Here is a 22,150-nt window from a genome sequence, read left to right as displayed (position 1 = left end):
CCTCTTAGTTGTTCACAGCGAAAGGAAGAAATTCGACAAGCCCCCCTCGGGGAATGGAATCCGTTTCTGCTGGAATTAAAATCAGCCCATCTGCATCGATCAAACCTGCAACGCGGGCCGAGTGCGTAGCCGCAGGACAAGTCACAACTTCACGTCCTGTTTCGTCAAAGTCACCCAATCGGGCGAGACGTAATTCACATCGTCCTCCACGATTTTGCACTGGATCAAGCAAAACAACATTTCGCCGCTTGGTTCCTCGATGCGAACCGACAAAGCTTGCGAACAGTTTCTCGCCAAAAATCGTCCAGGTTACGAGGGCCGCCACTGGGTTTCCTGGCAACCCAAGCCAAAGAGCATCGCCGACGCGGCCAAATGAAACTGGTTTTCCAGGTTTGATAGCAACTCCACTGAAGTAGATCAGTCCTCCGGCATCGAGAAGCGCCGGCTTTACAAAATCAGCTTCACCAACAGATAATCCGCCCGTGGTAACGATTAGATCCACTAGTTTCGAAAGACGAGCGATTTGGGCCGCAAGGGCTTGTCTATCATCCTCTGCAAATGTCACGTGGGTTATGTGCGCGGATGGGCGCGATATAACGGCACGAAGCATCGGAGAATTTACGTCACAAATATGCGCGTCGCTGGACACGTGGTTTGCCGATTGAACCTCATCTCCTGTAACCAGAAGCGCCACACGAATGGGCTTTTTGACAACAACTTCACCAATCCCTGCAGCAGCTAGTGCTGCAACATCTTTAGGACTAATCCTCTGTCCTTCGGAGAGAATTAAATCTCCCTTCCGAATGTCTTCGCCTCGGCGCCGAACGTTTAATCCAGGCAATGGTCGAGCTGAAAAGCAGATGGTGTCCCCAAGTCGCTCAACGTTTTCTTGCATGATGACCGCGTTTGCCCAGCTGGGCATAGGTGCGCCTGTGAAGACGCGAACGGCACCGCCTTGGTCGCAACCCAGAGATTGCCCCGCAGAAACTCGACCTTTAACCTCTAAACACCACGGTCCTTCCCCAACCAAACTGGAAGTATCAATGGCGTATCCATCCATGGCAGAATTATCAAAAGGGGGATTAGACGTGAGGGCAAACTCAGGCCGCGACAAGACCCTCCCAACAGACATATCCAACGGAACCACATCATTTCCGAAAGAAGGAAAAGCGGCTTCAGAAATGAGATGCAACGCGTGATCAATAGAAATCAGGCCCCGTTTCATGTCATGCGCTTCACACCCACATCCCGATAGGTCACGCCGTTCAACAACATTCATTCCGCGGCCTCTAATCTGGAATGGGATTCGTCGATTGTGCAATTTAGATCTCGTAGCAATCCATCCCTAAGGCTATAGATTAGGCCATGTACGCGTATTTCTGTTCCGTGCTTCCAAGCACGTTGTAAAATTGGTGTTTCAGACACACGCCGTACACCCTCAATCACATTTAATTCCGCCAAACGATCTCTGTAGGTTTCCTTGTCTGGAGCCTGTGCGAGATCCACAGCATAAGAACGAGACAAGCGTCGAATGGGCTCCAGCCAGTGATCTACCAATCCATGTGGAAGATCTTCTGTCGCCGCACGCACTCCGCCACATCCATAATGGCCGCAAACGATAATTTCGCGGATTTCTAGTGCTTCAACTGCGAATTCCAAAGCAGTCAAAAGGTTCATGTCTGAACTGTGGACCACATTGGCTACATTTCGATGTACGAAAACTTCACCAGGATCTAATCCCGCAACCACATTGGCAGGAACACGACTGTCAGAACATCCAATCCAAAAGAATTCTGGCGCCTGCTGAGTTGCCAGGCGTGAAAAATAGTTCGGTTCATTTGAATTGCGAAGCGTCGACCATGCCACATTTCTTTTTAGAAGCTCAGAAAGCATATCGCCCCCCTTCAGCAATCTTATTCGGTTTGTAGCCATGGATGCGATTATGGCTCAAACTATGGAAAGCAAGGCCGTTCACCATTGTGTAGAGACCACGCAGGTTTATCAACCGAACCAAACCAACTTGAAATCGAACACCATCATACTGAGTATTCATATTGAAAGAGGACATGATCTAGCTCGCGTCGATCGTCGAACTAAGGTCAGCTCCGCTGATTGTCGCTTTTTGAGCTAGAACTTGAACTAAGGCACGGGCCTGAGAGGACCAAGCTGCTTTTTCTATTGCATCGGTGATCTTTTGACGAACGGTCTCAAAAGGTAGAACTTTACCCGCAGCGACGGCATCCATGCGGATGATATGCCAACCGAACCGGCTCTGGACCGGCGCCTTGGTCGTCTCGCCTTCGCGCAGGTGACGCAACACCGCTTCGAATTCGGGAACCGTGTCGCCCTGCCCCATTTGGCCGAGGGCGCCACCGTTGTTCCGCGATCCGCAATCGCTGTTGTCCTCGGCCAGACGCGCAAAGCTCTCGGGTGACTTTAGCACTTTGGCGGTCAGGTCCTCTGCGTGGAGTTTGGCCTTTCCCACGGCGGTTTTGTCTGCCGGATCGCACGCAATGAGGATATGGGAAACCTCCCACAGCGGCGGTGCGCGGAACCGATCCGGATCACGGTCAAATTCGGCACGGATCGCAGCCTCTGAAATCGGCGCGACCTCAACTTCCGTATCGAGAAGGCCCCGTATCAGGGCCTCCTCTTCGGTTTCGAACTTGTCCGGCGCGACCTCTAAAGGTTCGGCGATTAGCCCGCGCGCTCTTGCCTCTTGCAGCAGCAAAGTGCGGATGGCGACCGCCCGGGCGGCCTTGCGCCATGCGATGCCCGGTTTTCCAGCGGGGGCATCATGGTTCTGGACCTCGGCGGCAACAACCGCGTGCGGGACAGTTTCACCATTGACTATCAGATCGGGAAAAAGTGCAGTTCCCATCCCACCTACTCCGCTGGCGTACGAGGTGCCGACCGGCGCGAGCGCACGATCTGATATCCCGGACGAACAAAGTAGCGCACCGGAACCGACAGCATGTGAACAAGCCGCGTAAACGGGAACACCAAGAGGATCGTCAGACCAAGGAACAGGTGAAGTTTGAACACAAGCGCCACATCGGCGATATGATCTGCTGCACCTGCTTGGAAGGTAAAGATACCCTGCGCCCAAGCCATGAATTTGGTCATTTCATGCCCATCGAGGTGCTGGAGCGATACAAAGATCGTCCCTAAGCCCAGCACGAGTTGCGCCAGAAGCATTGCAAGGATCGCAATATCGGCAAAGCTAGACGTTTTGCGGATGCGCGGATCGGTCCAGCGGCGATGGAACAGCATCCCCCCGCCGATCAGGGCCGACACACCAGCGATGCCACCTGCCACGACGGCTAGGGTCTGTTTCGCCCCATGGCTTACGCCCAGCGCATCAAATATCTGGATCGGAGTTAACAGACCAACAAGGTGACCAGCAAAAATTACCAAAACGCCCAAGTGGAACAGGATCGACCCGATCACCAGCTGTTTGCGCCGCAGCAATTGCGAAGACGAGGTTTTCCATGTGAACGGGTCACGTTCGTAGCGCGCAATTGACCCTACAAGCAGAACCGAAAGCGAGATGTAAGGGTATATACCGAAAAGGAAATTATGCATCTGAGCCTCCGTTACTCAGCCGCGACATTGGGCGCGGAGTTTACGGGTTCATCCATCCGTGCGAGCATGTCACGCACTTGCGGGCAACCGGCGTTTGGATCAGGACCGAAACGAACTTCGGACTCTTCCCAGACCTTATCCAGCGCCTCCAGATCGTTCGGATCATCGTCGGGCTGGTCGAGCATTTCGGCCACCGCCTCTTGATCCGCGGCGACACCTGCAAGCTGTAAAAGGGCGGCGAACACGGCGCTATAGGGGCTCTCGCGCCGGACAAGCCGGGCGCTAAGGGCCTCGAAAATATGCGCCGCGTCCGCCAGTATTTCCTGAGCCTCCGAAGGGAAACGAGTGGCCAGGAATTCGAGCAAAACAGGGAGGTGATCTGGGAGTTCTGATGTGTCTGGTTCAAAACCGGCATCGCGATAAGTTTCGATTAGTGACACCATCGCGCCACCACGGTCACGGCTTTCGCCATGAACGTGTTCAAAGAGGTTGAGCGACAGCGTGCGCGACCGGTCAAAGAGCATCACATATTGCTCTTCGATGTCGTAGATGTCCCGCGTGGTGAGTTCCTCGACCAGCGGACGCAGATCACGACGGGCCGCAGCGGTCAGGCGGGTTTCGGAGGCGAGAACACCCCCGATTTCCGGCATGGCCGATTGCAGTTCGCGTGTCGGGTAACTCAGAAGAAGAGACAACGCTTTTAGAGTGCGATCACGGAGTTCCATCATAGCACCTCCTGTGGCATTTTCAGCGGTCGTTTGGAGCCGCCAAAAAGCGAGCCTTTGGAGATGCCCGTCGAACAGCCGTTGGTGTCAGTAAAGCCGCAGCCGGTTTTGAGGTCATAGGCCTCTTCGACCTGTTCGCGGTGGGTTGTCGGGATGACAAACCGGTCCTCGTAGTCGGCGAGGGCCATGATTTTATACATGTCCTCTATAGTCCGACTAGTAAGACCGACGCGCTGCGCAATACCTTCGTCAATCACACCCTCAACCGATTTGGTCCGCATGTAGGACCGCATCGCCAGCATCCGTTCCAGAGCTGTAGCGACCGGCGCCTCGTCCCCTGCGGTCAGCATGTTGGCCAGATAGCGCAACGGGATACGCAGATTGCGGACATCCGGCATACCGTTGTTCGACGCAATCGCACCCGCCTCAGCGGCGTTCTGGATCGGGCTGAGCGGCGGGATATACCACACCATCGGCAGCGTCCGGTATTCGGGGTGCAGCGGGAAAGCGACCTTCCATTCCATCGCCATTTTCCAGATCGGGCTTTCCTGAGCAGATTTGATCCAGTCCTGCGGCACACCATCGCGTTTTGCAGCGGCGATCACTTCGGGATCGTTCGGGTCAAGGAACACACCCAACTGTGCATCATAGAGATCGGTCGCTTGATCGGCGGCGGCTGCCTCGCTGATCTTGTCCGCATCATAGAGCATGACGCCCAGATAGCGGATACGGCCCACACAGGTTTCCGAACATACTGTCGGGTTGCCGGATTCGATCCGCGGATAGCAGAGCGTGCATTTCTCGGACTTACCGGTCGACCAGTTGTAATAGACCTTTTTATACGGGCAGCCCGATACGCACATCCGCCAGCCACGGCATTTTTCCTGATCGATGAGGACAATCCCGTCTTCTTCGCGTTTGTAGATCGCACCAGAGGGGCACGATGCAGCACAGGCCGGATTGAGGCAGTGTTCGCACAAACGGGGGAGATACATCATGAATGTATTCTCGTATTCCCCGTAGATGTCCTTCTGGATGCCGTCGAAGTTATAATCCTGCGACCGCTTGGCAAATTCACCGCCAAGGATTTCTTCCCAGTTCGGGCCTTTCTCAATTTTTTCGATCCGTTCGCCGGTTATCTTCGAGTACGGACGCGCGGTCGGAAACGCTTTCATCTCCGGCGCGGATTTCAGGTGATCGTGGTCGAAGTCAAACGGTTCGTAGTAATCGTCGATTTCCGGCAGATCGGGGTTGGCGAAAATATTCGCCAGAATACGCCACTTGGCCCCCTGTTTCGGTTGGAGTTTGCCAGAACGGGTCCGCTCCCAACCGCCATTCCAACGTTTCTGGTTTTCCCAGTCGGTCGGATAACCAGTGCCCGGTTTGGTTTCGACGTTGTTGAACCATGCGTATTCAACGCCGTCGCGGCTCGTCCAGACGTTTTTACACGTCACAGAACAGGTGTGGCACCCGATGCATTTATCAAGGTTCAGCACCATGCCGATTTGTGCGCGCACCTTCATTGGTTTGCCTCCTTCTCAGTCGCTTCCTCATCGAGCCAATCGACCTTTTTCATTTTTCTAACGACAACGAATTCATCACGGTTTGCGCCCACGGTTCCGTAGTAGTTGAAGCCATAGGATTGCTGGGCGTAGCCCCCGATCATGTGGGTCGGTTTAAGAACCGTTCTGGTGACAGAGTTGTGGATGCCGCCGCGATGGCCGGTCTTTTCCGAACCGGGCGTGTTCACGATCTTTTCCTGAGCGTGATACATGAACGTGGTGCCTTCCTTGATCCGCTGGGACACAACCGCCCGCGCCGTTAGGGCGCCGTTGGAGTTGTAGAGTTCGACCCAGTCGTTATCGACGATCCCCGCCGATTTGGCGTCATTCTCGGAAATCCAGATCACCGGCCCGCCACGGTTCAGCGTGAGCATCAGCAGGTTATCAGAATAAGTCGAGTGGATGCCCCATTTCTGGTGCGGGGTGATAAAGTTCAGAACGAGGTTATCGCCGTCATCCTGCACGTCCTTGGTGATCGTTTTCAGGTCGACCGGAGGGCGGTAAGACATGAACCCTTCGCCGAATGCCCGCATCCACAGGTGGTCCTGATAGAGCTGCTGACGGCCAGTCAGCGTGCGCCACGGGATCAGTTCGTGCACGTTGGTGTAACCCGCGTTGTAGCTGACCTTTTCGCTCTCGATCCCCGACCAAGTCGGAGACGAGATGATCTTGCGCGGTTGGGCAGCGATATCGCGGAACCGAATTTTGTTGTGATGTTCGCCTTCGGCAAGGTGGGCATGTTCGCGCCCTGTAGCCTTGGACAGGGCTTCCCATGCTTTGACGGCAACTTCACCATTGGTTTCGGGGGCGAGCATCAGGATCACCTCGGCCGCGTCGATCGCCGTTTCAATGACCGGACGACCTTCGGCATGACCCTCGTGACGGATACCGTTCAGTGCACCCAGCGCATCGACCTCGTCCTGAGTGTTCCAACCGATGCCTTTTCCGCCGTTGCCGAGTTTATCGAGTAGCGGGCCAAGCGCCGTGAACCGGTCATAGAGCGCGGCATAATCCCGTTCGACCGCAATATAGTTTGGCGCGGTTTTACCAGGGATCAGATCACATTCGCTTTTCTTCCAATCTTTCACCTGATCCTGCGCAATCTCCGCAGGAGTGTCGTGGAGGATTGGAAGTGCGACGATGTCGGTCTCAGTTCCCAGAATTTCCGGAGCAACTTCTGAGAACTTCTTGGCGATGGATTTAAAGATTTCCCAGTCGCTTTTGCTCTCGTAGGCTGGATCAACCGCCGCCTGAAGCGGGTGGATGAACGGGTGCATGTCCGAGGTATTCATGTCGTCCTTTTCGTACCAAGACGCGGTCGGCAGTACGATGTCGGAATAGACACAAGTGGTGGACATACGGAAATCAATGGTCACCAGCAGGTCGAGTTTACCCTTCGGGCTCTCGTCATGCCATTTTGCTTCTTTCGGAAGCTGACGACCCTCTTCGCCCAGATCCTTGCCCATAACGCCGTTGTCGGTGCCCAGCAGGTGTTTGAGGAAATACTCGTGCCCTTTACCCGACGAACCGAGTAGGTTCGACCGCCAGACAAACAGGTTACGCGGCCAGTTTTCTGGCGCGTCGGGATCTTCGCATGACATTTCCAATTCGCCGGACTTAAGCTGTTCGGCAACATAAGTGGGAATGTCTTTGCCCGCGGCTTTGGCAGCTTTGGAGACTTCAAGTGGGTTGGTTTTTAATTGGGGAGCCGAAGGAAGCCATCCCATCCGCTCAGCGCGGATGTTGTAGTCGATCATCGACACATCCCAATCACCTTCTGGCGCAGTCGGTGACAAAATTTCATCAGCTCGCAGCGTTTCATAACGCCACTGGTCTGTGTGGGCATACCACGCGGAGGTAGAATTCATATGACGCGGCGGACGTGACCAGTCGAGAGCGAACGCCAATGGCTGCCAGCCAGTTTGCGGTCGGAGCTTTTCTTGACCTACATAGTGCGCCCAACCCCCGCCAGACTGCCCCACGCAACCGCACATCACTAGCATATTAATGACACCACGGTAGTTCATGTCCATGTGGTACCAGTGGTTCATCGCAGCGCCGATGATGATCATCGACTTGCCCTGGGTATCCTCGGCATTTTGTGCGAATTCACGCGCGACATGGATAATTTTGTCTGCCGAAACACCGGTGATTTTTTCTGCCCAAGCAGGTGTCCCAGGCATATCATCAGTATAATCTGAAGTGACCCAGTCGCCCCCCAAACCGCGATCCAGTCCATAGTTGGCACAGAACAAGTCGAACACGGTTGCGACCTTGACTTCTCCTTGAGAGGTTCTGATTGTCTTGACTGGAATATTACGTGTCAGAACGTCGGGATGATCTGCATCAGTTTTAAATTGAGCAGTCGCATCGCCTCCAAAGTATGGAAAATCAACGCCAACAACACTGTCGTGATCTTCCTCAAGGACCAGAGACATCTTGAGGTGTGTGTCAGTCTCGGCGGCCTTTTCTTCAAGGTTCCACTCACCGTCTTCCCCCCAGCGATAGCCGATCGATCCATTCGGAGCGACAAGCCTGTCAGATTTCTCATCAATAGCTACGGTTTTCCATTCTGGATTATTATTTTCGCCCAGTTTTCCATCTAGATCATCGGCGCGCAGGAAACGACCAGGAACCCATTTTCCATTCTTTTCTTCCAACTTCACTAGCATCGGAAAATCGGAGTATTTCCGGGTGTATTCCTCGAAATAATCCGCCTGACGGTCGAGGTGGAATTCACGGAGGATCACATGGCCGAATGCCATGGCGAGCGCTGCGTCGGTCCCCTGTTTAGCGTTCAGCCAAACATCACCGAATTTAGCGGCCTCAGAATAGTCAGGGCATATTACAGCGGACTTCGTACCCTTATAGCGGACCTCAGTATAGAAGTGCGCGTCTGGTGTACGTGTTTGTGGAACGTTTGACCCCCAAAGCAGAAGGTATCCCGAATTATACCAGTCGGCAGATTCCGGAACATCAGTTTGTTCACCCCATGTCATCGGAGATGCAGGAGGAAGGTCACAGTACCAATCATAGAACGACATACATACGCCACCTAGAAGGCTCAGGTAACGAGAGCCCGCAGCGTAAGAGACCATAGACATCGCCGGGATTGGCGAAAAACCAAACACTCGGTCGGGGCCGTAAGTTTTAGCTGTATACGCATTAGCGGCTGCAACGATCTCTGTGGATTCATCCCATGAAGCCCGCACAAAACCGCCCTTTCCGCGGTTTTCGACATAACTTTGACGAAGGATCGGGTCATTTTGGATCGCTGCCCAGGCCTCAATCGGCGATTTTGTCTCGCGCATTTTGCGCCAGACCTTAATTAGGCGGCCACGGACCAGTGGATTTTTCACCCGGTTAGCTGAATAGAGATACCAGCTATATGACGCACCACGGGCACAACCGCGCGGTTCGTGGTTCGGAAGGTCAGGACGTGTACGCGGATAGTCGGTCTGCTGGGTTTCCCAGGTCACGATCCCCGACTTCACATAGATTTTCCAAGAACACGAGCCCGTGCAGTTTACGCCATGCGTAGAGCGAACAATTTTATCGTGGCGCCAGCGGTTCCTATAAGTGTCTTCCCAGTCACGGTTTTCGCGCGTGACCTGTCCGTGGCCGTTCGAAAACTGTCCCAGTTCTTTGGACTGAAGAAAGTTCAATCGGTCGAGCAGATGGCTCATGTTATTTCTCCTTGAGGCGGGGGGGGCGCCAACCAGACGGCTGGCGCGGGAGGAGTTCATTGGCTTAACAAGAAACCGGAGCGTTCTTGCGGCTGTAGAAGATCCAGGTGATCGCGACGCAGACCACGTAGAACCCGAGGAAGGCCCAGAGCGCGCCGTTGGGTGCCCCGGTCATGCCGATCGAGGTGCCGTAGGCCTTGGGGATGAAGAAGGCGCCATAGGCTGCGATGGCCGAGGTAAAGGCGATGATCGCGGCGCTTTCCCGCTCGGACTGCTTGAGCGTTGCGGCTTGGTCCAGTTGCGGCATCAGGCGCGGCACTTCCTGGCGCATGATCGACGGGATCATCTGGAAGGTCGACGCGTTGCCGACGCCGGTCAGGAAGAAGAGCGCCATGAAGCAGGCGAAGAAGCCCCAGAAGTTGCCAGCCGGGCTGGCTTCGGAGGGCAGGAACTGAAGCACGCCCCACACCGCGATGATCATGCCGAGGAAGGTCCAGAAAGTAACGCGGCCACCGCCGAACTTGTCGGACACCCAGCCCGTCGCGGCGCGGCTCAGCGCGCCGACAAGCGGCCCGAGGAAGGCGTATTGCAGCACGTTCACATCCGGGAACTGCGTCTTCATCAGCAGCGGAAAGCCTGCGGCATAGCCAATGAAGCTGCCGAAGGTGCCGGTGTAGAGGATGCACATGATCCAGTTATGCTTGCGCGAGAAGATGATCGACTGTTCCGCAAAGGACGCCTTGGCATCGGCGATGTCATTCATGCCGAACCAGGCGGCGATGGCGCTGAGGGCAATGAACGGCACCCAGACAAAGCCCGCGTTCTGGATCCAGAGCTGGCTTCCGTCCGACAACGTCACCGGTTCGCCGCCGATGGCACCAAAGACACCCGCGGTGATGACCATCGGCACGACGAACTGCATGACCGACACGCCGAGATTGCCAAGGCCCGCGTTCAGCGCCAGCGCGTTGCCCTTTGTCTTCTTAGGGTAGAAATAGGCGATGTTGGCCATCGAAGAGGCGAAGTTGCCGCCGCCGAAGCCGCACATCAGGGCCAGGATCAGGAACATCACGTAAGGCGTTTCGGGGTTCTGCACCGCAAACCCGATACCAAGCGCCGGAAGCAGCAGCGAAGCAGTTGAGATCGCCGTCCATCTGCGGCCGCCGAAGATCGGGATCATGAAGCTGTAGAAAATGCGCAGCGTGGCACCGGACAGGCCCGGCAAGGCAGCCAGCCAGAAAAGTTGGCCCGTCGAATAGTTGAACCCGATCGCTGGAAGCTTGGCGACGACGACCGACCAGACCATCCAGACCGAAAAGGCCAGCAAAAGGTTGGGGATCGAAATCCAAAGGTTGCGCGTGGCGATGCCGTGGCCGCGTTCTTTCCAGAAGGTTGCGTCCTCGGGGCGCCAATCCGCGAGCACGGGGCCCCGGTTGGCGGTTTGGGTTGCTGACGATGCCATGGGTAGATCCTCCGCTGAGGCATGTTTGGGAAGGACCGCGCGCCGATGTGGCGCGCGGCGCGATATCATTCGGCCGGTTGCGGACCGCCGTTCTTGCGAGAAATCGCCTCGAGACCTTCCTCTAGGTCGGCGTTTGCCTTCTCGGCTTTGCGACGCAGGGTCTCGATGTTGGCGGCGGCGAAATTGGCGCGTTCCTCATCTTCTTGCTGCGTCGAGAAGCGGACAAAGAAGGCCAGGAACGAGGCGCAGGTCACGACCATCCCGAGGATCAGGAAAGCTTCGGACCAGTCGATCATGTTCTTGAACAGGAAGCCTGCCAGAACCGCACCTGCATTGCCGCCTGCACCGACCACACCGGCCACCGCGCCAAGCGCTTTCTTGTTTATAAACGGAACAACCGAATAGGTCGCGCCTTCGGCCATCTGGGTGAACAGCGAGAAGACGATCAGCGCGGGCAGGGCAAGGAAGAGAACCTGCATCTGGCTGAAGATCATCAGCGCGATGCCTTCGAACAGGATGCAGACGAACAGCCAGAACGCGCGACCTTTCAGGCCCCAAAGCGATCCGAAGTTGTCGCCGAACAACCCGCCCAGCGTGCGGGCGAAGATGTTCATCAGGCCGAAAGAGGCGGCGACGAAACCGGCGGCGACGAGGCTCAGATCGAAATAATCGAAGAAGTAGAGTGCTGCGACGTTGTTGACCGTCAGTTCGATCCCGAAGCAGGCGCCGTAGATGACGAACAGGATCCAGACACGGATGTCTTTCAACGCGTTCATGTAGTTGCCGGTCACGTCTTTCTTCGCCTGCATCCGGCCTTGCGCGCGCAGGTCGTCAAAGTTGCCGTCAGGGGCGTCCTGGGTCAGGAAGTAGTAGGCGATGCCGACAAGGAAGATGATCACCCCGACCACGACCATCGCCAGGCGCCAGCCGATCGCTTCGGAGAAACCGAAGCCCACGACGAACACCGAAAAGAGCAGCGGCATGACGAATTGCGTGACACCACCGCCAAGGTTCCCCCAGCCTGCAGATGTCGCGTTGGCCTGTCCGACCACGTTGGGCGCGAACATCACCGTGGTATGGTACTGCGTGATGACGAAGGCAGCACCAATGCCGCCGATCAGGACTCGGAACAGCAGGAAACTTTCGAAGTTCCAACTCAGCCCGATTCCCATGACGGGGAATGCGCCAAGGATCAGCAACCAGGTGTAAGCTTTGCGCGGACCGATGCGGTCACACAGCCACCCGATGAAGAATCGAGCAAAGACCGTGATCGCGACCGATCCGATGATCGCCCAGCCGATCTGGTCCTTGGTGAGTTGCAGTTCGTCGCGCACCACACTCATCAGCGGTGCGATGCCGAACCAGGCGAAAAAGCACGAGAAAAACGCGAACCACGTCATGTGGAACGTGCGCATCTGCACCATCTTCACGTTGAAGAAATTCGACCACAGTGCTGTGGCCTTGTTCTGTAGTTCCATGTGCTGTCCCTTCCATCTGTCGGTCTGCAAGCGGGCGACTGCGTTGGTTGAAGAGACAAGGCACTTGATCGCGGCCGGAATGGTTGATTCAGATCAAAAACCCGGAAAAAGATAACGAAATAAATGGTTTACGGAAATATGTCATCCGGTGCGCGGTGGCAGATCAAGGCTGCGGCGGTGAAGATCAATTGGCAGGTTGACTTTTATCAGTTGATTTGATGACAATTGTTAAGCACGCAAAGTAAGGGGGGGACGACATGCCCGATTCCGAATACCGGGATATTCGAAAACTCGATCTCTTTGCGCAGATGGCGGATGACAATTTCACGTCCTTGATGCGTGGCGCCTACGTGCAGAATTTCCCTGCACAGATCGAATTGATCACTGAAGGAGAGCCGAGCGATTTTCTTCATATCGTCATTTCGGGTTCGGTGGATCTTTTTTCGGCCTGGAATGGGCGGGATACCAGCATGGCGACTGTCCGCCCGATCTCGACCTTCATTCTTGCCGCCACCATCAAGGATGCGCCCTACCTTATGTCGGCCCGCACGCTCGAGAAAAGCCGGATTGCGCTGATCCCCAGTCAGGACGTGCGCGCGATCTTCGACGCCGACAACAACTTTGCCCGTGCGATCGTCACGGAACTGGCGCAGTGCTATCGCTCGGTCATCAAGGCGCAAAAGGATCTGAAACTCAGAACCTCGCTCGAGCGGCTCGCGAACTACCTGCTCAGGCAACAAAGGCACGCTGGCGGCCGGGCTGCGTTCGAGCTGAATTTCGAAAAGCGGCGTCTGGCCTCTGTGCTGGGCATGACGCCTGAAAATCTCAGCCGCGCCTTCAAGGGGCTGCAGCCTTACGGAGTTGTCGTGACCGGCACCCACATCACCATCGAAAATCAGGCGGACCTTGAGCGCTTTGCGAAACCAAATCCACTGATTGATGACTTTTCAGCCTGAGGTGTCAACGGCAGAGTAAAAGTGAGCCAAGGGGCAGCGCAAAATGTTGCCACTTTGGTGTCTGTATGATTCGGAGGGTGCCAACTGAATGAGCAGCATTTCATACTTGCAACCACGCCGTAACGCTACTGTAAACATGGGCACGACGGTGTTCGCGCGTCATGATCTCGGGGGTGGATCGAGCGGCTGCCCGGCTGGTAAGGTTGGTGCAATCAGGCGGTTCAAACGGATCGCTTCGGTTCTGGGGGAACGCCTGTCTCAGTTGCGCGCTGTCCCTAGCGTCTTTGGGGCACTGTCAGATTAAACGGCCTTGAGCAGGGTAGGGTCCGTGGCTAGCGTTTTCGTATGATCAAGCGCTCTCCGTTTCGGTACTTCAAAACGAGCCCAGAGGTGATCCGCTTTGCGGTGATGCTCTATGTTCGGTTTCCTCTGTCTCTTCGTAATGTTGAAGATCTCCTTCATGAGCGGGGGATTGATGTTAGCCATGAAACGATCCGTTATTGGTGGAACAGATTTGGTCCGTTGTTTGCTTCTGAAATCCGGAAGCGAAGAGCGGACAGATTAAAGTCCTGTCCGAATTGGCGATGGCATTTGGATGAGGTCTTCGTGAAGGTGAATGGCGTGCAGCATTACATGTGGCGTGCTGTTGATCACGAAGGTGAAGTGCTTGAAAGCTATGTTACAAAGCGCCGAGATCGTAAGGCGGCACTGAAATTCCTCAGGAAATCTCTGCGTAGATATGGAAGCCCGCAGGCGATAGTCACTGACAATCTTAGGTCTTATGGCGCAGCTATGAGAGACCTAGGAAATACTGAGAAACAGCAAACGGGCAGGTGGCTCAACAACCGCATTGAAAATTCTCACCTTCCGTTTCGACGACGAGAGCGAGCCATGCTGAGGTTTCGACAAATGCGATGTTTGCAGAAATTCGCCGCCGTTCACTCTTCCGTCTACAATCACTTCAATCAGGAACGACACCACTATAGCCGAGGCAACTTCAAGACGCTACGCGCCGCTGCTCTCGCCGAGTGGCGCCAACTTGGCGCGATCTGAGGGCTTGGCTAAACGGCAAACGGAGACGAGTTCGAATTAGTCTGACAGCACCAAGCTGCGGGTTTGCCCTGCAGGCAGCAATGCAAATGTGCATAGGGTTCCTGTCGGTGAGGTGGCTTTAGTTTCTGCCCTCGGTACGCGCCCCAGGTAACGGATTTATGTAGACCAATTGAGTGCTCTCCATAAAGCGGACTTGGGTCACGTTACACTGAATGACACCTTCGTCCTCCATCGCCGACCTTTACTCCCCCAAAAATGCTGCGCGATGGACGAATGGCCGGTCTGGTGATGCTGCACTGCGGCTGTTGGCCACGGGCTTAGCGGCAGCTTTGGGCTGGTCGCGACGGTCGTGCAAACAGGGCGGAATGCGGTCATTCATTGCGATCTACACCAATGTTCGATATGCGGACAAACCGGACTTGTGCAGTCGCAGCTTTCGCTCACGCAGAAACCATTCGCAAATGCAGCACGGCTTGTTCTGCGGTGCAGCTAAGTTCGCCAATCTGGCCATTGACCAGGTTGTAGACCGCGAAATTCAAACCGTTTATCCGCTGCGTTTGACATCAACAATCGAGAAGCGGGTTTTTCTGCTGCTCGCTTCCTGCGAAAAAGATGTGGCGGGGCCGCATAGTGGTTATACCTTCCGTCGCCCGGATATTTGAGCAGCCCATTGGTAGCGTGGCACATATTGTCGAGGACCGCTCAAGAGGATTGATTGCCCCTCGCCTCAGGTGACCTGAGCCTGCCTGATATGCCGCCAGGCGATAACCGATATGCCCGCCCAAACCCCCGTGCGCAGGATCATCGCGCCAACGGTGCGCATCTCGAAAGCGCCGCCTTGCATCATGTGGACCGCGAACGCCAACGCTACCAGAGCGGTGCTCGCGAAAATGCCGATCGAAATCCAGACGGCAGGCGAGTGCCGTAAAAACAGCCCGATGCCTGCGAGGATATAGGCAAACCCGGCCAGAAAGTTGAACCACAGCACAAAGGGTACCGCATTGCCCACTGCGGCCTGTGCCTCGGCGCTACCGAACAAGGCACGACCGCCCGAAAGCACTGTGAGCGCACCAAATGCAAGCGCCACGATCGCAGCGACCATAAGGCTGGTATTTCGCTTTGAAGCCATTTTCCTATCCTTTGTTCAAATACGGGCATTGCCCGCTGGGGTCACTTTTGAAAGACATATGTGCCTGGTGCATCGGTGAGGACGGGATAGCCCGTTTTTGCATTTCCCATATCCGGCGGCGCTATTCGCTTGCCCGAACTTGATCCAAGCCATTGATCCCAAGCCTCCCACCAGGATCCGTCCTGTGCCTCTGTTTCCGTTTGCCATGCTTCTGGGTCGACATAGCGATCCATCGCGTCTTTGCTGCCGATCCGATAGCTGCGGCGCGGGTGGCCCGGCTCCGAGACGATACCCGCATTATGCCCGCCACTGGTCAGCACGAACGTCACGTCGGTATCGGTGAGTGCGTGTATCTTGTAGACTGAATGCCAAGGCGCGACGTGATCCTTCACCGTTCCGACCGCAAAGATCGGGGCGCGGATATCGGAAAGTGCGACCGGGCGGTCCTCGACCTGAAACCGCCCTTCGGACAGATCATTGTTCAGGTACAGTTTGCGCAGGTATTCCGAATGCATCGCATAGGGCATGCGTGTACCATCCGCATTCCACGCCATAAGATCGTTCATCGGCTGACGCTCGCCCATCAGGTATTCCCGAACCGCGCGCGACCAGATCAGATCATTTGAACGGAGCATCTGGAAAGCACCACCCATCTGGGTCGTGTCGAGATAGCCCTGTTTCCACATAACACTGTCGAGAAAGGCAAGCTGGCTTTCGTTGATAAAAAGCTGCAACTCGCCGGGTTCGGTGAAATCGACCTGACTGGCGAGCAGTGTCAACGACGCAAAAGGGTCGTTTTTTCCGCGCGCAATTGCCGCAGCAGCAATGGCCAACAGGGTGCCGCCAAGGCAATAGCCGGTTGCGTGGATCTTCTGATCCGGCACGATCGCCTGAATGGCCTCGATCGCCGCCATCACGCCCAGTTGACGGTAGTCCTCCATCGTCAGTTCGCGATCATCTTCGTCGAGGTTTTTCCACGAGATCATGAAGACCGTGTAGCCTTGCTCCACGAGATACCGCACCATCGAGTTTTGCTGTGACAGATCAAGGATATAGTATTTCATGATCCAGGCTGGAACGATGAGGATCGGCTCGGGGCGCACTGTGTCCGTGAGTGGGGCGTATTGGATCAGCTCGATCAACCGGTTGCGGTAAACCACCTTGCCCGGTGTCACCGCAACGTCCCGACCCGGCTGAAAATCCTCTGCGCCTGTCGCGTATGCGCCGGTCATGACGCTTTGTGCGTCCTCGACGAGGTTCTGCATGCCCCGGATCAGGTTTAGACCAGCTTCTTCACGGGTCTTGCGCAAAACCTCGGGGTTGGTTGGCAGGAAATTGGATGGCGAATACATATCGAGCAGCTGCCGCGTCAGGAATTGTAACTCGCGCTCGTGCTGGCCCGTGACACCGGGAACGTCCGTAACAACGTTATGCCACCATTGCTGTTGCAGCAGGAAGCCCTGATAGATCATGTTGAACGGCTTCATTTGCCAAGCGTCGTCGCTGAAACGGTTATCCTGTGGCAAAGGCGTGATGCAGGGGGCCGAATTGTGGGGTTTTGTCGCGCAATTGATTGCGAAACGGGTTTGGCGGCGGACCTTGTCAGCGGCCTTTTCGACCAGTTGCAATTGCTTGCCAGGGGCGGCGGCGATGTGGGTGGCCCAATCGAACCACGCCCCCATAAGCGCAGCGGGTGACAGCCCGTGGGTGACGCGTGAAATGGCGCTTTGAGCGGTGTGGTTCATCGCGTCGTGCAATGAGGTGGTCGGACCATTTTCATGTGGTTTCCGACCTGACGCTCCAGTCGATTTCGCGGGAGAAGGAGCGTCACCATCGGGCGCTGAAATGGGCCTTACCATCGCAATTGGTTTGCGAATGTTGCCCTTTGCCACTGCCTTTGAAGAGCGACTGCCTTTGCCATCCGCGTGCAATTGGGTGACCTGATGCTCGCCGTTTCTGTCCATGGTTGCTGTCCCTTTCTGACCACCCGATCGGCAGGATGAAGGCTCGACCTGCGTATCATCTGTTGTCGTGTCTGCGCGACTCACCAGAAGATAGTAATTGATTACTATCAAATTTCAAGACATACTCCGGCTATCGGCGGGGATTGGTCCGCATTCAGAATTCGGAGATCGTGATGCACACTGGAAAATCCAACATTGTCACAGGGTTTCTGTTTCTGACCCTCTTCATGCTTTATGGGTTCGTGTTGATCTTCCTGCGCGATTTTGCGCCGGGGAAAGAGCAGTGGATCGCTGATTACGGCGTCGGGGTGCATTTCGAATCGCGCTTGGCGCACGCGCATGGCAACCTTTTTGCGCTTCTCAACATCGCGGTCGGTCTGGTGCTTTTGCGCCTGCCGCTGCCCGCTGCATCTGGCCGATGGATTTCTTGGTTGGCGCTGGCAGGTATGCTCATGCCTCTCGGGATACTGGCAGAAGTGCTGATCGGCGCACCGCCGCTCTTCGTCATTGTCGGCGGGGCTTCCATGGTCGTCGCAATGGGCTGGCTTGCACTTGCAGTCTGGCGGGTGGAGTTGCCGTAATGACAGCACACACCAAGTCAAAGAACCTGGCCGCCGAAGAGCGCCGCAATGTCACCGTCGAAGCAGTGATCGAACTTGCAGCGACGACCAACCCGGGCGACATCACCACGGTGGCCATCGCCAAACACATGCACCTCACGCAAGGTGCCCTGTTTCGCCACTTCCCCAACAAGGAGGCGATCTGGCAGGCGGTGATGAAGTGGGTGGCCAATCGCCTGATGGCAAGGATCGACAAGGCGGCCGAAGGAATTGAGTCGCCGCTGGCAGCGATGCGCTCGATGTTTTTGGCCCACGTTGCCTTTGTGTCAGAACACCCCGGAGCACCGCGCATGTTGTTCGGTGAGCTTCAGGGGGCGAAACCGACGCCAGCGAAACGCTTGGCGCGCGCGATGATGAAGCAATATGGGGTGCGCCTGAACCACCTGATCGAGGCCGGAAAGGCGTGCGGCGAACTGGCCGAGGATCTGGATAGTCAGGCTGCAGCCACACTGTTCATTGGCACCATTCAGGGGCTGGTCATGCAATCCCTTATGTCGGGGGATATGGAAAGGATGCGCGCCGACGCGCCGCGCGTGTTCGCCATCTATCAGCGCGGTATAGCGACCAAGCAGGACATGGCGGAGACAGGAAGGACTACGTCATGAATTTGCATTTTATGGGCGCAGCACAGGAAGTGACCGGATCCTGCTATCTCATGGAAACGAAGGGCCTGCGATTCCTGGTGGATTGTGGCATGGTGCAAGGCGGGCGCGAAGCTCCGGCGCGCAACCGCCAGCCGTTCGGTTTTGATGCCAAAAAGATCGATTTCGTGCTTCTAACCCATGCCCACATTGATCATAGCGGTCTGCTTCCCAAACTGACCCGCGCGGGCTTCAAAGGTCCGATCTATACGACGTCGGCCACCGCAGATTTGCTTGGGGTCATGTTGCCAGACAGCGCTCATATTCAGGAAGCTGACGCTGAGAGGGCCAAACGCAGGTCCCGTCGCGGCAAGACGACAGCAGCATCTGCGCCGATCTACACGATGCAAGACACGCGGGAATGCCTGCGCCAGGTTCAGGCGGTTGGTTATGACGACAAGCATGATCCGCACCCTGCGGTGCGCTGCCGTTTCCGGGATGCCGGACATATTCTGGGCTCCGCCATTATCGAGGTCTGGATCACTGAAAGCGGTAAGACCACAAAGATCGTGTTCAGCGGGGATCTGGGCCAGCCAGGGCGACCAATCCTGCGCGATCCGACCATCATCGAGGAGGCCGACTTTCTGTTGATCGAATCCACTTACGGAAATCGCGATCACAAGGATCAAACTTCGACAGTTGAGGAGTTGATCGACATCGTTGAGCACACGCGCCATGCCGGAGGAGGCAACATCATCGTGCCCGCCTTCGCGGTTGGTCGAACTCAGGAGGTTCTTTACCATCTACACCGGCTAACATGCGAGGGACGGTTGCATGACTTGATGGTTTTTGTGGACTCGCCCATGGCCACAGAAGCCACCCGGATCACGCGCCAGTATCTGGAATTGTTCGACGAGCAGGCAACAAAACTGGCTGGGTGGCACAGGATTGGTTCCGATTTGCCATATCTGAAGTTCACGGCCAGCGTCGAGGAATCCAAAGCGCTCAACCAGATTCGCTCTGGTGCGATCATTATTTCCGCAAGCGGCATGTGCACTGCCGGGCGTATCCGCCATCATCTGCGTGAAAACCTTCCCCGACGCGAAAGCGTGATCCTGATCACGGGATTTCAGGCAAAGGGTACATTGGGACGACGTCTTGTGGATGGTGCAAGACAGGTGCGCATGTTTGGCAAAGACGTACCAGTGCGAGCCGCTGTTCACACTCTGAACGGGTTTTCGGCCCATGCTGATCGCACCGCATTGCTTGCTTGGGCAGATGGTTTCAAGACGTCTCCCAAACAGACATTTGTGGTGCATGGCGAGGCCGATACAGCACAGGAATTCGCCGAGAAACTGCGTACGGACAAGGGCTGGAAAGTTTCGGTGCCGGAGCTTGGATCGAAAGTCGACCTCCTCAGAGGTCAACAATGATCAGCGAAGACGAACGCAAGGTATTGGCCGAAGCCATCCAGAAAAATCCGGCATATCGCCTCGCCTACGAGGACGCCGACCTTATGGAACAGGATGACCTACGGGCCATGCGCTTGCAGCTCGAACTGATCAAACCCGAGCGCGCTTTGCGTCGCCATGACGTCCGCTCAACGGTTGTCGTAATGGGGAGCGCGCGCATCGTCTCACCGGACACCGCGCAAAGGCAGCTAAAGGACGCGCAGGCGCAAGGCGACCCCGCGAGCCCGAAAGGCCAGCGGGAGGTTGCCCAAGCCGAACGTCAGGTGCGGCTGTCGCGCTACTACGTCGAGGCCCGGCGCTTTGCCGAATTGGTATCGTTGCGTTTTCAACAAGAAGATCGGCGTGATTTTGTAGTCGTGACCGGCGGAGGCCCGGGGATCATGGAGGCGGCAAACCTTGGTGCATACGACGTGGGCGCGCGTTCGGCCGGGCTGAATATCACGTTGCCACACGAACAGACGCCAAATCCATTTATAACCCCTGATCTTGCTTTCCGCTTCCGCTACTTCGCCTTGCGCAAGATGCATTTCCTGATGCGGGCAAAGGCGCTTGTGGCGTTTCCGGGCGGCTTTGGCACCATGGATGAGGTGTTCGAAGTTCTGACCCTTGTGCAGACTGGCAAGGTGCCAAAGCTGCCAATCGTTCTGTTCGGTCTGGAATTCTGGAACCGGGCGGTGGATTTCGACTACCTCGTCGCCGAGGGTATGATTTCTCCGCAGGATCGCCAGTTGTTCACCTTAGTCGAAACGGCAGATCAGGCGATAGCGGCGTTACTTGATTTCTATCATGGCCAGCCGCCGGACGCACCGCAAAATGACCCCGAAGGAGTTGCCTAAGTTATGTCACGTAAGATTTCCATTATTCTCGTGTTCGCCGTGCTGGCGGCTTTTCTGGGCTACGCCGGTTGGAAGGTCTTGTTGGAACCCAGCGATCTGCCGCCTGAAGGGTTTGCCCGTGGCAATGGACGGATCGAAGCCGATCTGGTCGACATTTCCACCCGTCTGGCCGGGCGGGTTTCGGAAATCACCGTGCGCGAGGGTGATTTGGTGCAACCCGGCAATGTGCTGACAGTAATGGATACAACCGAGTTGGAGGCGCAAAAAATGCGGGCTGAGGCAGCAGTTGCCAGCGCCGAGGCGGCTGTGGCCGTCGCGCAGGCCGGGGTGACCGAAGCCGAGGCACGGCTAGCGTTGTCGCAAAGCGAGCTTACCCGCGCCGAAACGCTGAATGAACGCGGCGTGGTCAGCGGCGAAGAGTTGGATATCCGCCGCACCGAGGCGCAACTGGCCGAGGCAGGCCGCACCGCCGCACAGGCTGGCGTCGTGGCCAAGCAACGGGCTGTTGACGCCGAAACCGCTGCCCTGCGTGAAATCGAGGCGCGCATTGCCGACAGCACGCTTTATGCGTCTCAGGCGGGGCGTGTTCTCTATCGTCTTGCGCAGCCGGGCGAAGTTCTGGGCGGGGGTGGCAAGGTGCTGACACTGGTCAGCCTTGGCGATGTCTATATGGAGTTCTTCCTGCCCGCCAGCGCCGCCCCGAGGGTGCGTTTGGGTGACGAGGCGCGGATCGTGGTCGACGTCATGCCCGATATCGCAGTACCAGCTTTGGTCAGTTTCGTCGCCCCGCAGGCGCAATTCACCCCGAAACAGGTCGAAACCGTTGAAGAACGCGAAAGCCTGATGTTCCGCATCCGTGTGCGCATTCCGCAAGAGCTGGTGGCCGAACGCCTCGCGCAGGTCAAAACCGGGGTGCGTGGTGTGGCTTGGGTGCGCCTGGCAGGGCCCGACGGCTCTGTTCCCGATTGGCCCGAAGGGCTGACGCCACCGGTCGCAACAGTCCTGCCAGCGCTGCAGGATGGCGCGGATGGCGGGAACTGA

The 22,150-nt window shown here is 56.3% G+C and carries 20 protein-coding genes; 9 read left to right on the top strand and 11 right to left on the bottom strand.

What is annotated here, in order from left to right; translation table 11 throughout:
* Positions 1-4: 4 nt before the first annotated feature.
* The 9 genes from BSK21_RS00535 to BSK21_RS00495 form a co-directional block, all read right to left on the bottom strand.
* A complete protein-coding gene (locus tag BSK21_RS00535; RefSeq protein ID WP_067552218.1) occupies positions 5-1,279 on the bottom strand; it encodes a molybdopterin molybdotransferase MoeA in 1,275 nt (424 codons plus the stop codon).
* Positions 1,276-1,893 (bottom strand): carbonic anhydrase, encoded by a 618-nt coding sequence (locus BSK21_RS00530; protein ID WP_074038928.1) that lies wholly within the window; start codon positions 1,891-1,893, stop codon positions 1,276-1,278. Before BSK21_RS00530 ends, BSK21_RS00535 begins: the two co-directional genes overlap by 4 nt.
* Before the next feature lie 178 nt (positions 1,894-2,071).
* Positions 2,072-2,881 (bottom strand): peptidylprolyl isomerase, encoded by an 810-nt coding sequence (locus BSK21_RS00525; protein ID WP_067552215.1) that lies wholly within the window; start codon positions 2,879-2,881, stop codon positions 2,072-2,074.
* 5 nt (positions 2,882-2,886) lie between these two features.
* Positions 2,887-3,585: a respiratory nitrate reductase subunit gamma gene (gene narI, locus BSK21_RS00520; RefSeq protein ID WP_067552212.1), complete on the bottom strand. Its 699-nt coding sequence runs from the start codon at positions 3,583-3,585 to the stop codon at positions 2,887-2,889.
* Positions 3,586-3,596: 11 nt separating this feature from the next.
* Complete coding sequence (gene narJ / locus BSK21_RS00515; protein WP_067552303.1) at positions 3,597-4,310, bottom strand: nitrate reductase molybdenum cofactor assembly chaperone; 714 nt, start codon at positions 4,308-4,310, stop codon at positions 3,597-3,599.
* Complete coding sequence (gene narH / locus BSK21_RS00510) at positions 4,310-5,833, bottom strand: nitrate reductase subunit beta (protein WP_067552210.1); 1,524 nt, start codon at positions 5,831-5,833, stop codon at positions 4,310-4,312. The genes narJ and narH overlap by 1 nt, the downstream gene beginning before the upstream one ends.
* Positions 5,830-9,558: a nitrate reductase subunit alpha gene (locus BSK21_RS00505; RefSeq protein ID WP_067552207.1), complete on the bottom strand. Its 3,729-nt coding sequence runs from the start codon at positions 9,556-9,558 to the stop codon at positions 5,830-5,832. The genes narH and BSK21_RS00505 overlap by 4 nt, the downstream gene beginning before the upstream one ends.
* Positions 9,559-9,622: 64 nt before the next feature.
* Positions 9,623-11,020 carry a NarK family nitrate/nitrite MFS transporter gene (locus BSK21_RS00500; RefSeq protein WP_074038927.1) on the bottom strand — a complete coding sequence of 466 codons (1,398 nt, stop codon included), beginning with the start codon at positions 11,018-11,020 and terminating at the stop codon, positions 9,623-9,625.
* 65 nt (positions 11,021-11,085) lie between these two features.
* Entirely contained in the window at positions 11,086-12,498 is a 1,413-nt protein-coding gene (locus BSK21_RS00495; protein WP_067552204.1) for an MFS transporter, read from the bottom strand.
* A 257-nt stretch (positions 12,499-12,755) separates the two neighbouring features.
* On the opposite strand from BSK21_RS00495, the gene BSK21_RS00490 reads away from it, so the two are divergent.
* The 4 genes from BSK21_RS00490 to BSK21_RS00480 all read left to right on the top strand — a co-directional run bounded on the left by BSK21_RS00490 (position 12,756) and on the right by BSK21_RS00480 (position 15,169).
* Positions 12,756-13,454, top strand: a complete 699-nt coding sequence (locus BSK21_RS00490) for a helix-turn-helix domain-containing protein (protein ID WP_067552201.1) — start codon at positions 12,756-12,758, stop codon at positions 13,452-13,454.
* A gap of 88 nt (positions 13,455-13,542) precedes the next feature.
* Positions 13,543-13,758: a hypothetical protein gene (locus BSK21_RS15805; protein ID WP_156529618.1), complete on the top strand. Its 216-nt coding sequence runs from the start codon at positions 13,543-13,545 to the stop codon at positions 13,756-13,758.
* 41 nt (positions 13,759-13,799) lie between these two features.
* On the top strand, positions 13,800-14,507 hold the full coding sequence (locus BSK21_RS00485; RefSeq protein WP_067552199.1) for an IS6 family transposase: 708 nt from the start codon (positions 13,800-13,802) through the stop codon (positions 14,505-14,507).
* A 212-nt stretch (positions 14,508-14,719) separates the two neighbouring features.
* The gene (locus BSK21_RS00480; RefSeq protein WP_067552196.1) at positions 14,720-15,169 is read left to right on the top strand and encodes a hypothetical protein; all 450 of its coding nucleotides are present in this window, start codon (positions 14,720-14,722) and stop codon (positions 15,167-15,169) included.
* Positions 15,170-15,234: 65 nt separating this feature from the next.
* Here BSK21_RS00480 and BSK21_RS00475 read toward each other — a convergent pair whose 3' ends face one another.
* A complete protein-coding gene (locus BSK21_RS00475) occupies positions 15,235-15,636 on the bottom strand; it encodes a hypothetical protein (protein ID WP_067552193.1) in 402 nt (133 codons plus the stop codon).
* A 41-nt stretch (positions 15,637-15,677) separates the two neighbouring features.
* Positions 15,678-17,600: an alpha/beta hydrolase gene (locus BSK21_RS00470; RefSeq protein ID WP_231924837.1), complete on the bottom strand. Its 1,923-nt coding sequence runs from the start codon at positions 17,598-17,600 to the stop codon at positions 15,678-15,680.
* Positions 17,601-17,773: 173 nt separating this feature from the next.
* On the opposite strand from BSK21_RS00470, the gene BSK21_RS00465 reads away from it, so the two are divergent.
* Genes BSK21_RS00465 through BSK21_RS00445 form a run of 5 tightly spaced genes read left to right on the top strand, consistent with a single transcriptional unit; the run spans position 17,774 to position 22,150 of the window.
* Positions 17,774-18,181: a hypothetical protein gene (locus BSK21_RS00465; RefSeq protein WP_067552190.1), complete on the top strand. Its 408-nt coding sequence runs from the start codon at positions 17,774-17,776 to the stop codon at positions 18,179-18,181.
* On the top strand, positions 18,181-18,825 hold the full coding sequence (locus BSK21_RS00460) for a TetR/AcrR family transcriptional regulator (protein WP_067552187.1): 645 nt from the start codon (positions 18,181-18,183) through the stop codon (positions 18,823-18,825). The genes BSK21_RS00465 and BSK21_RS00460 overlap by 1 nt, the downstream gene beginning before the upstream one ends.
* Positions 18,822-20,234 carry an MBL fold metallo-hydrolase RNA specificity domain-containing protein gene (locus tag BSK21_RS00455; protein ID WP_067552185.1) on the top strand — a complete coding sequence of 471 codons (1,413 nt, stop codon included), beginning with the start codon at positions 18,822-18,824 and terminating at the stop codon, positions 20,232-20,234. The genes BSK21_RS00460 and BSK21_RS00455 overlap by 4 nt, the downstream gene beginning before the upstream one ends.
* Positions 20,231-21,109 carry an LOG family protein gene (locus BSK21_RS00450; RefSeq protein ID WP_074038926.1) on the top strand — a complete coding sequence of 293 codons (879 nt, stop codon included), beginning with the start codon at positions 20,231-20,233 and terminating at the stop codon, positions 21,107-21,109. The genes BSK21_RS00455 and BSK21_RS00450 overlap by 4 nt, the downstream gene beginning before the upstream one ends.
* Before the next feature lie 3 nt (positions 21,110-21,112).
* Positions 21,113-22,150 (top strand): HlyD family secretion protein, encoded by a 1,038-nt coding sequence (locus BSK21_RS00445; protein ID WP_067552181.1) that lies wholly within the window; start codon positions 21,113-21,115, stop codon positions 22,148-22,150.

The sequence above is a fragment of the Marivivens sp. JLT3646 genome (assembly GCF_001908835.1).
Taxonomy (GTDB): Bacteria; Pseudomonadota; Alphaproteobacteria; order Rhodobacterales; family Rhodobacteraceae; genus Marivivens; species Marivivens geojensis.
This window is presented reverse-complemented; position numbering and strand designations above follow the sequence as displayed.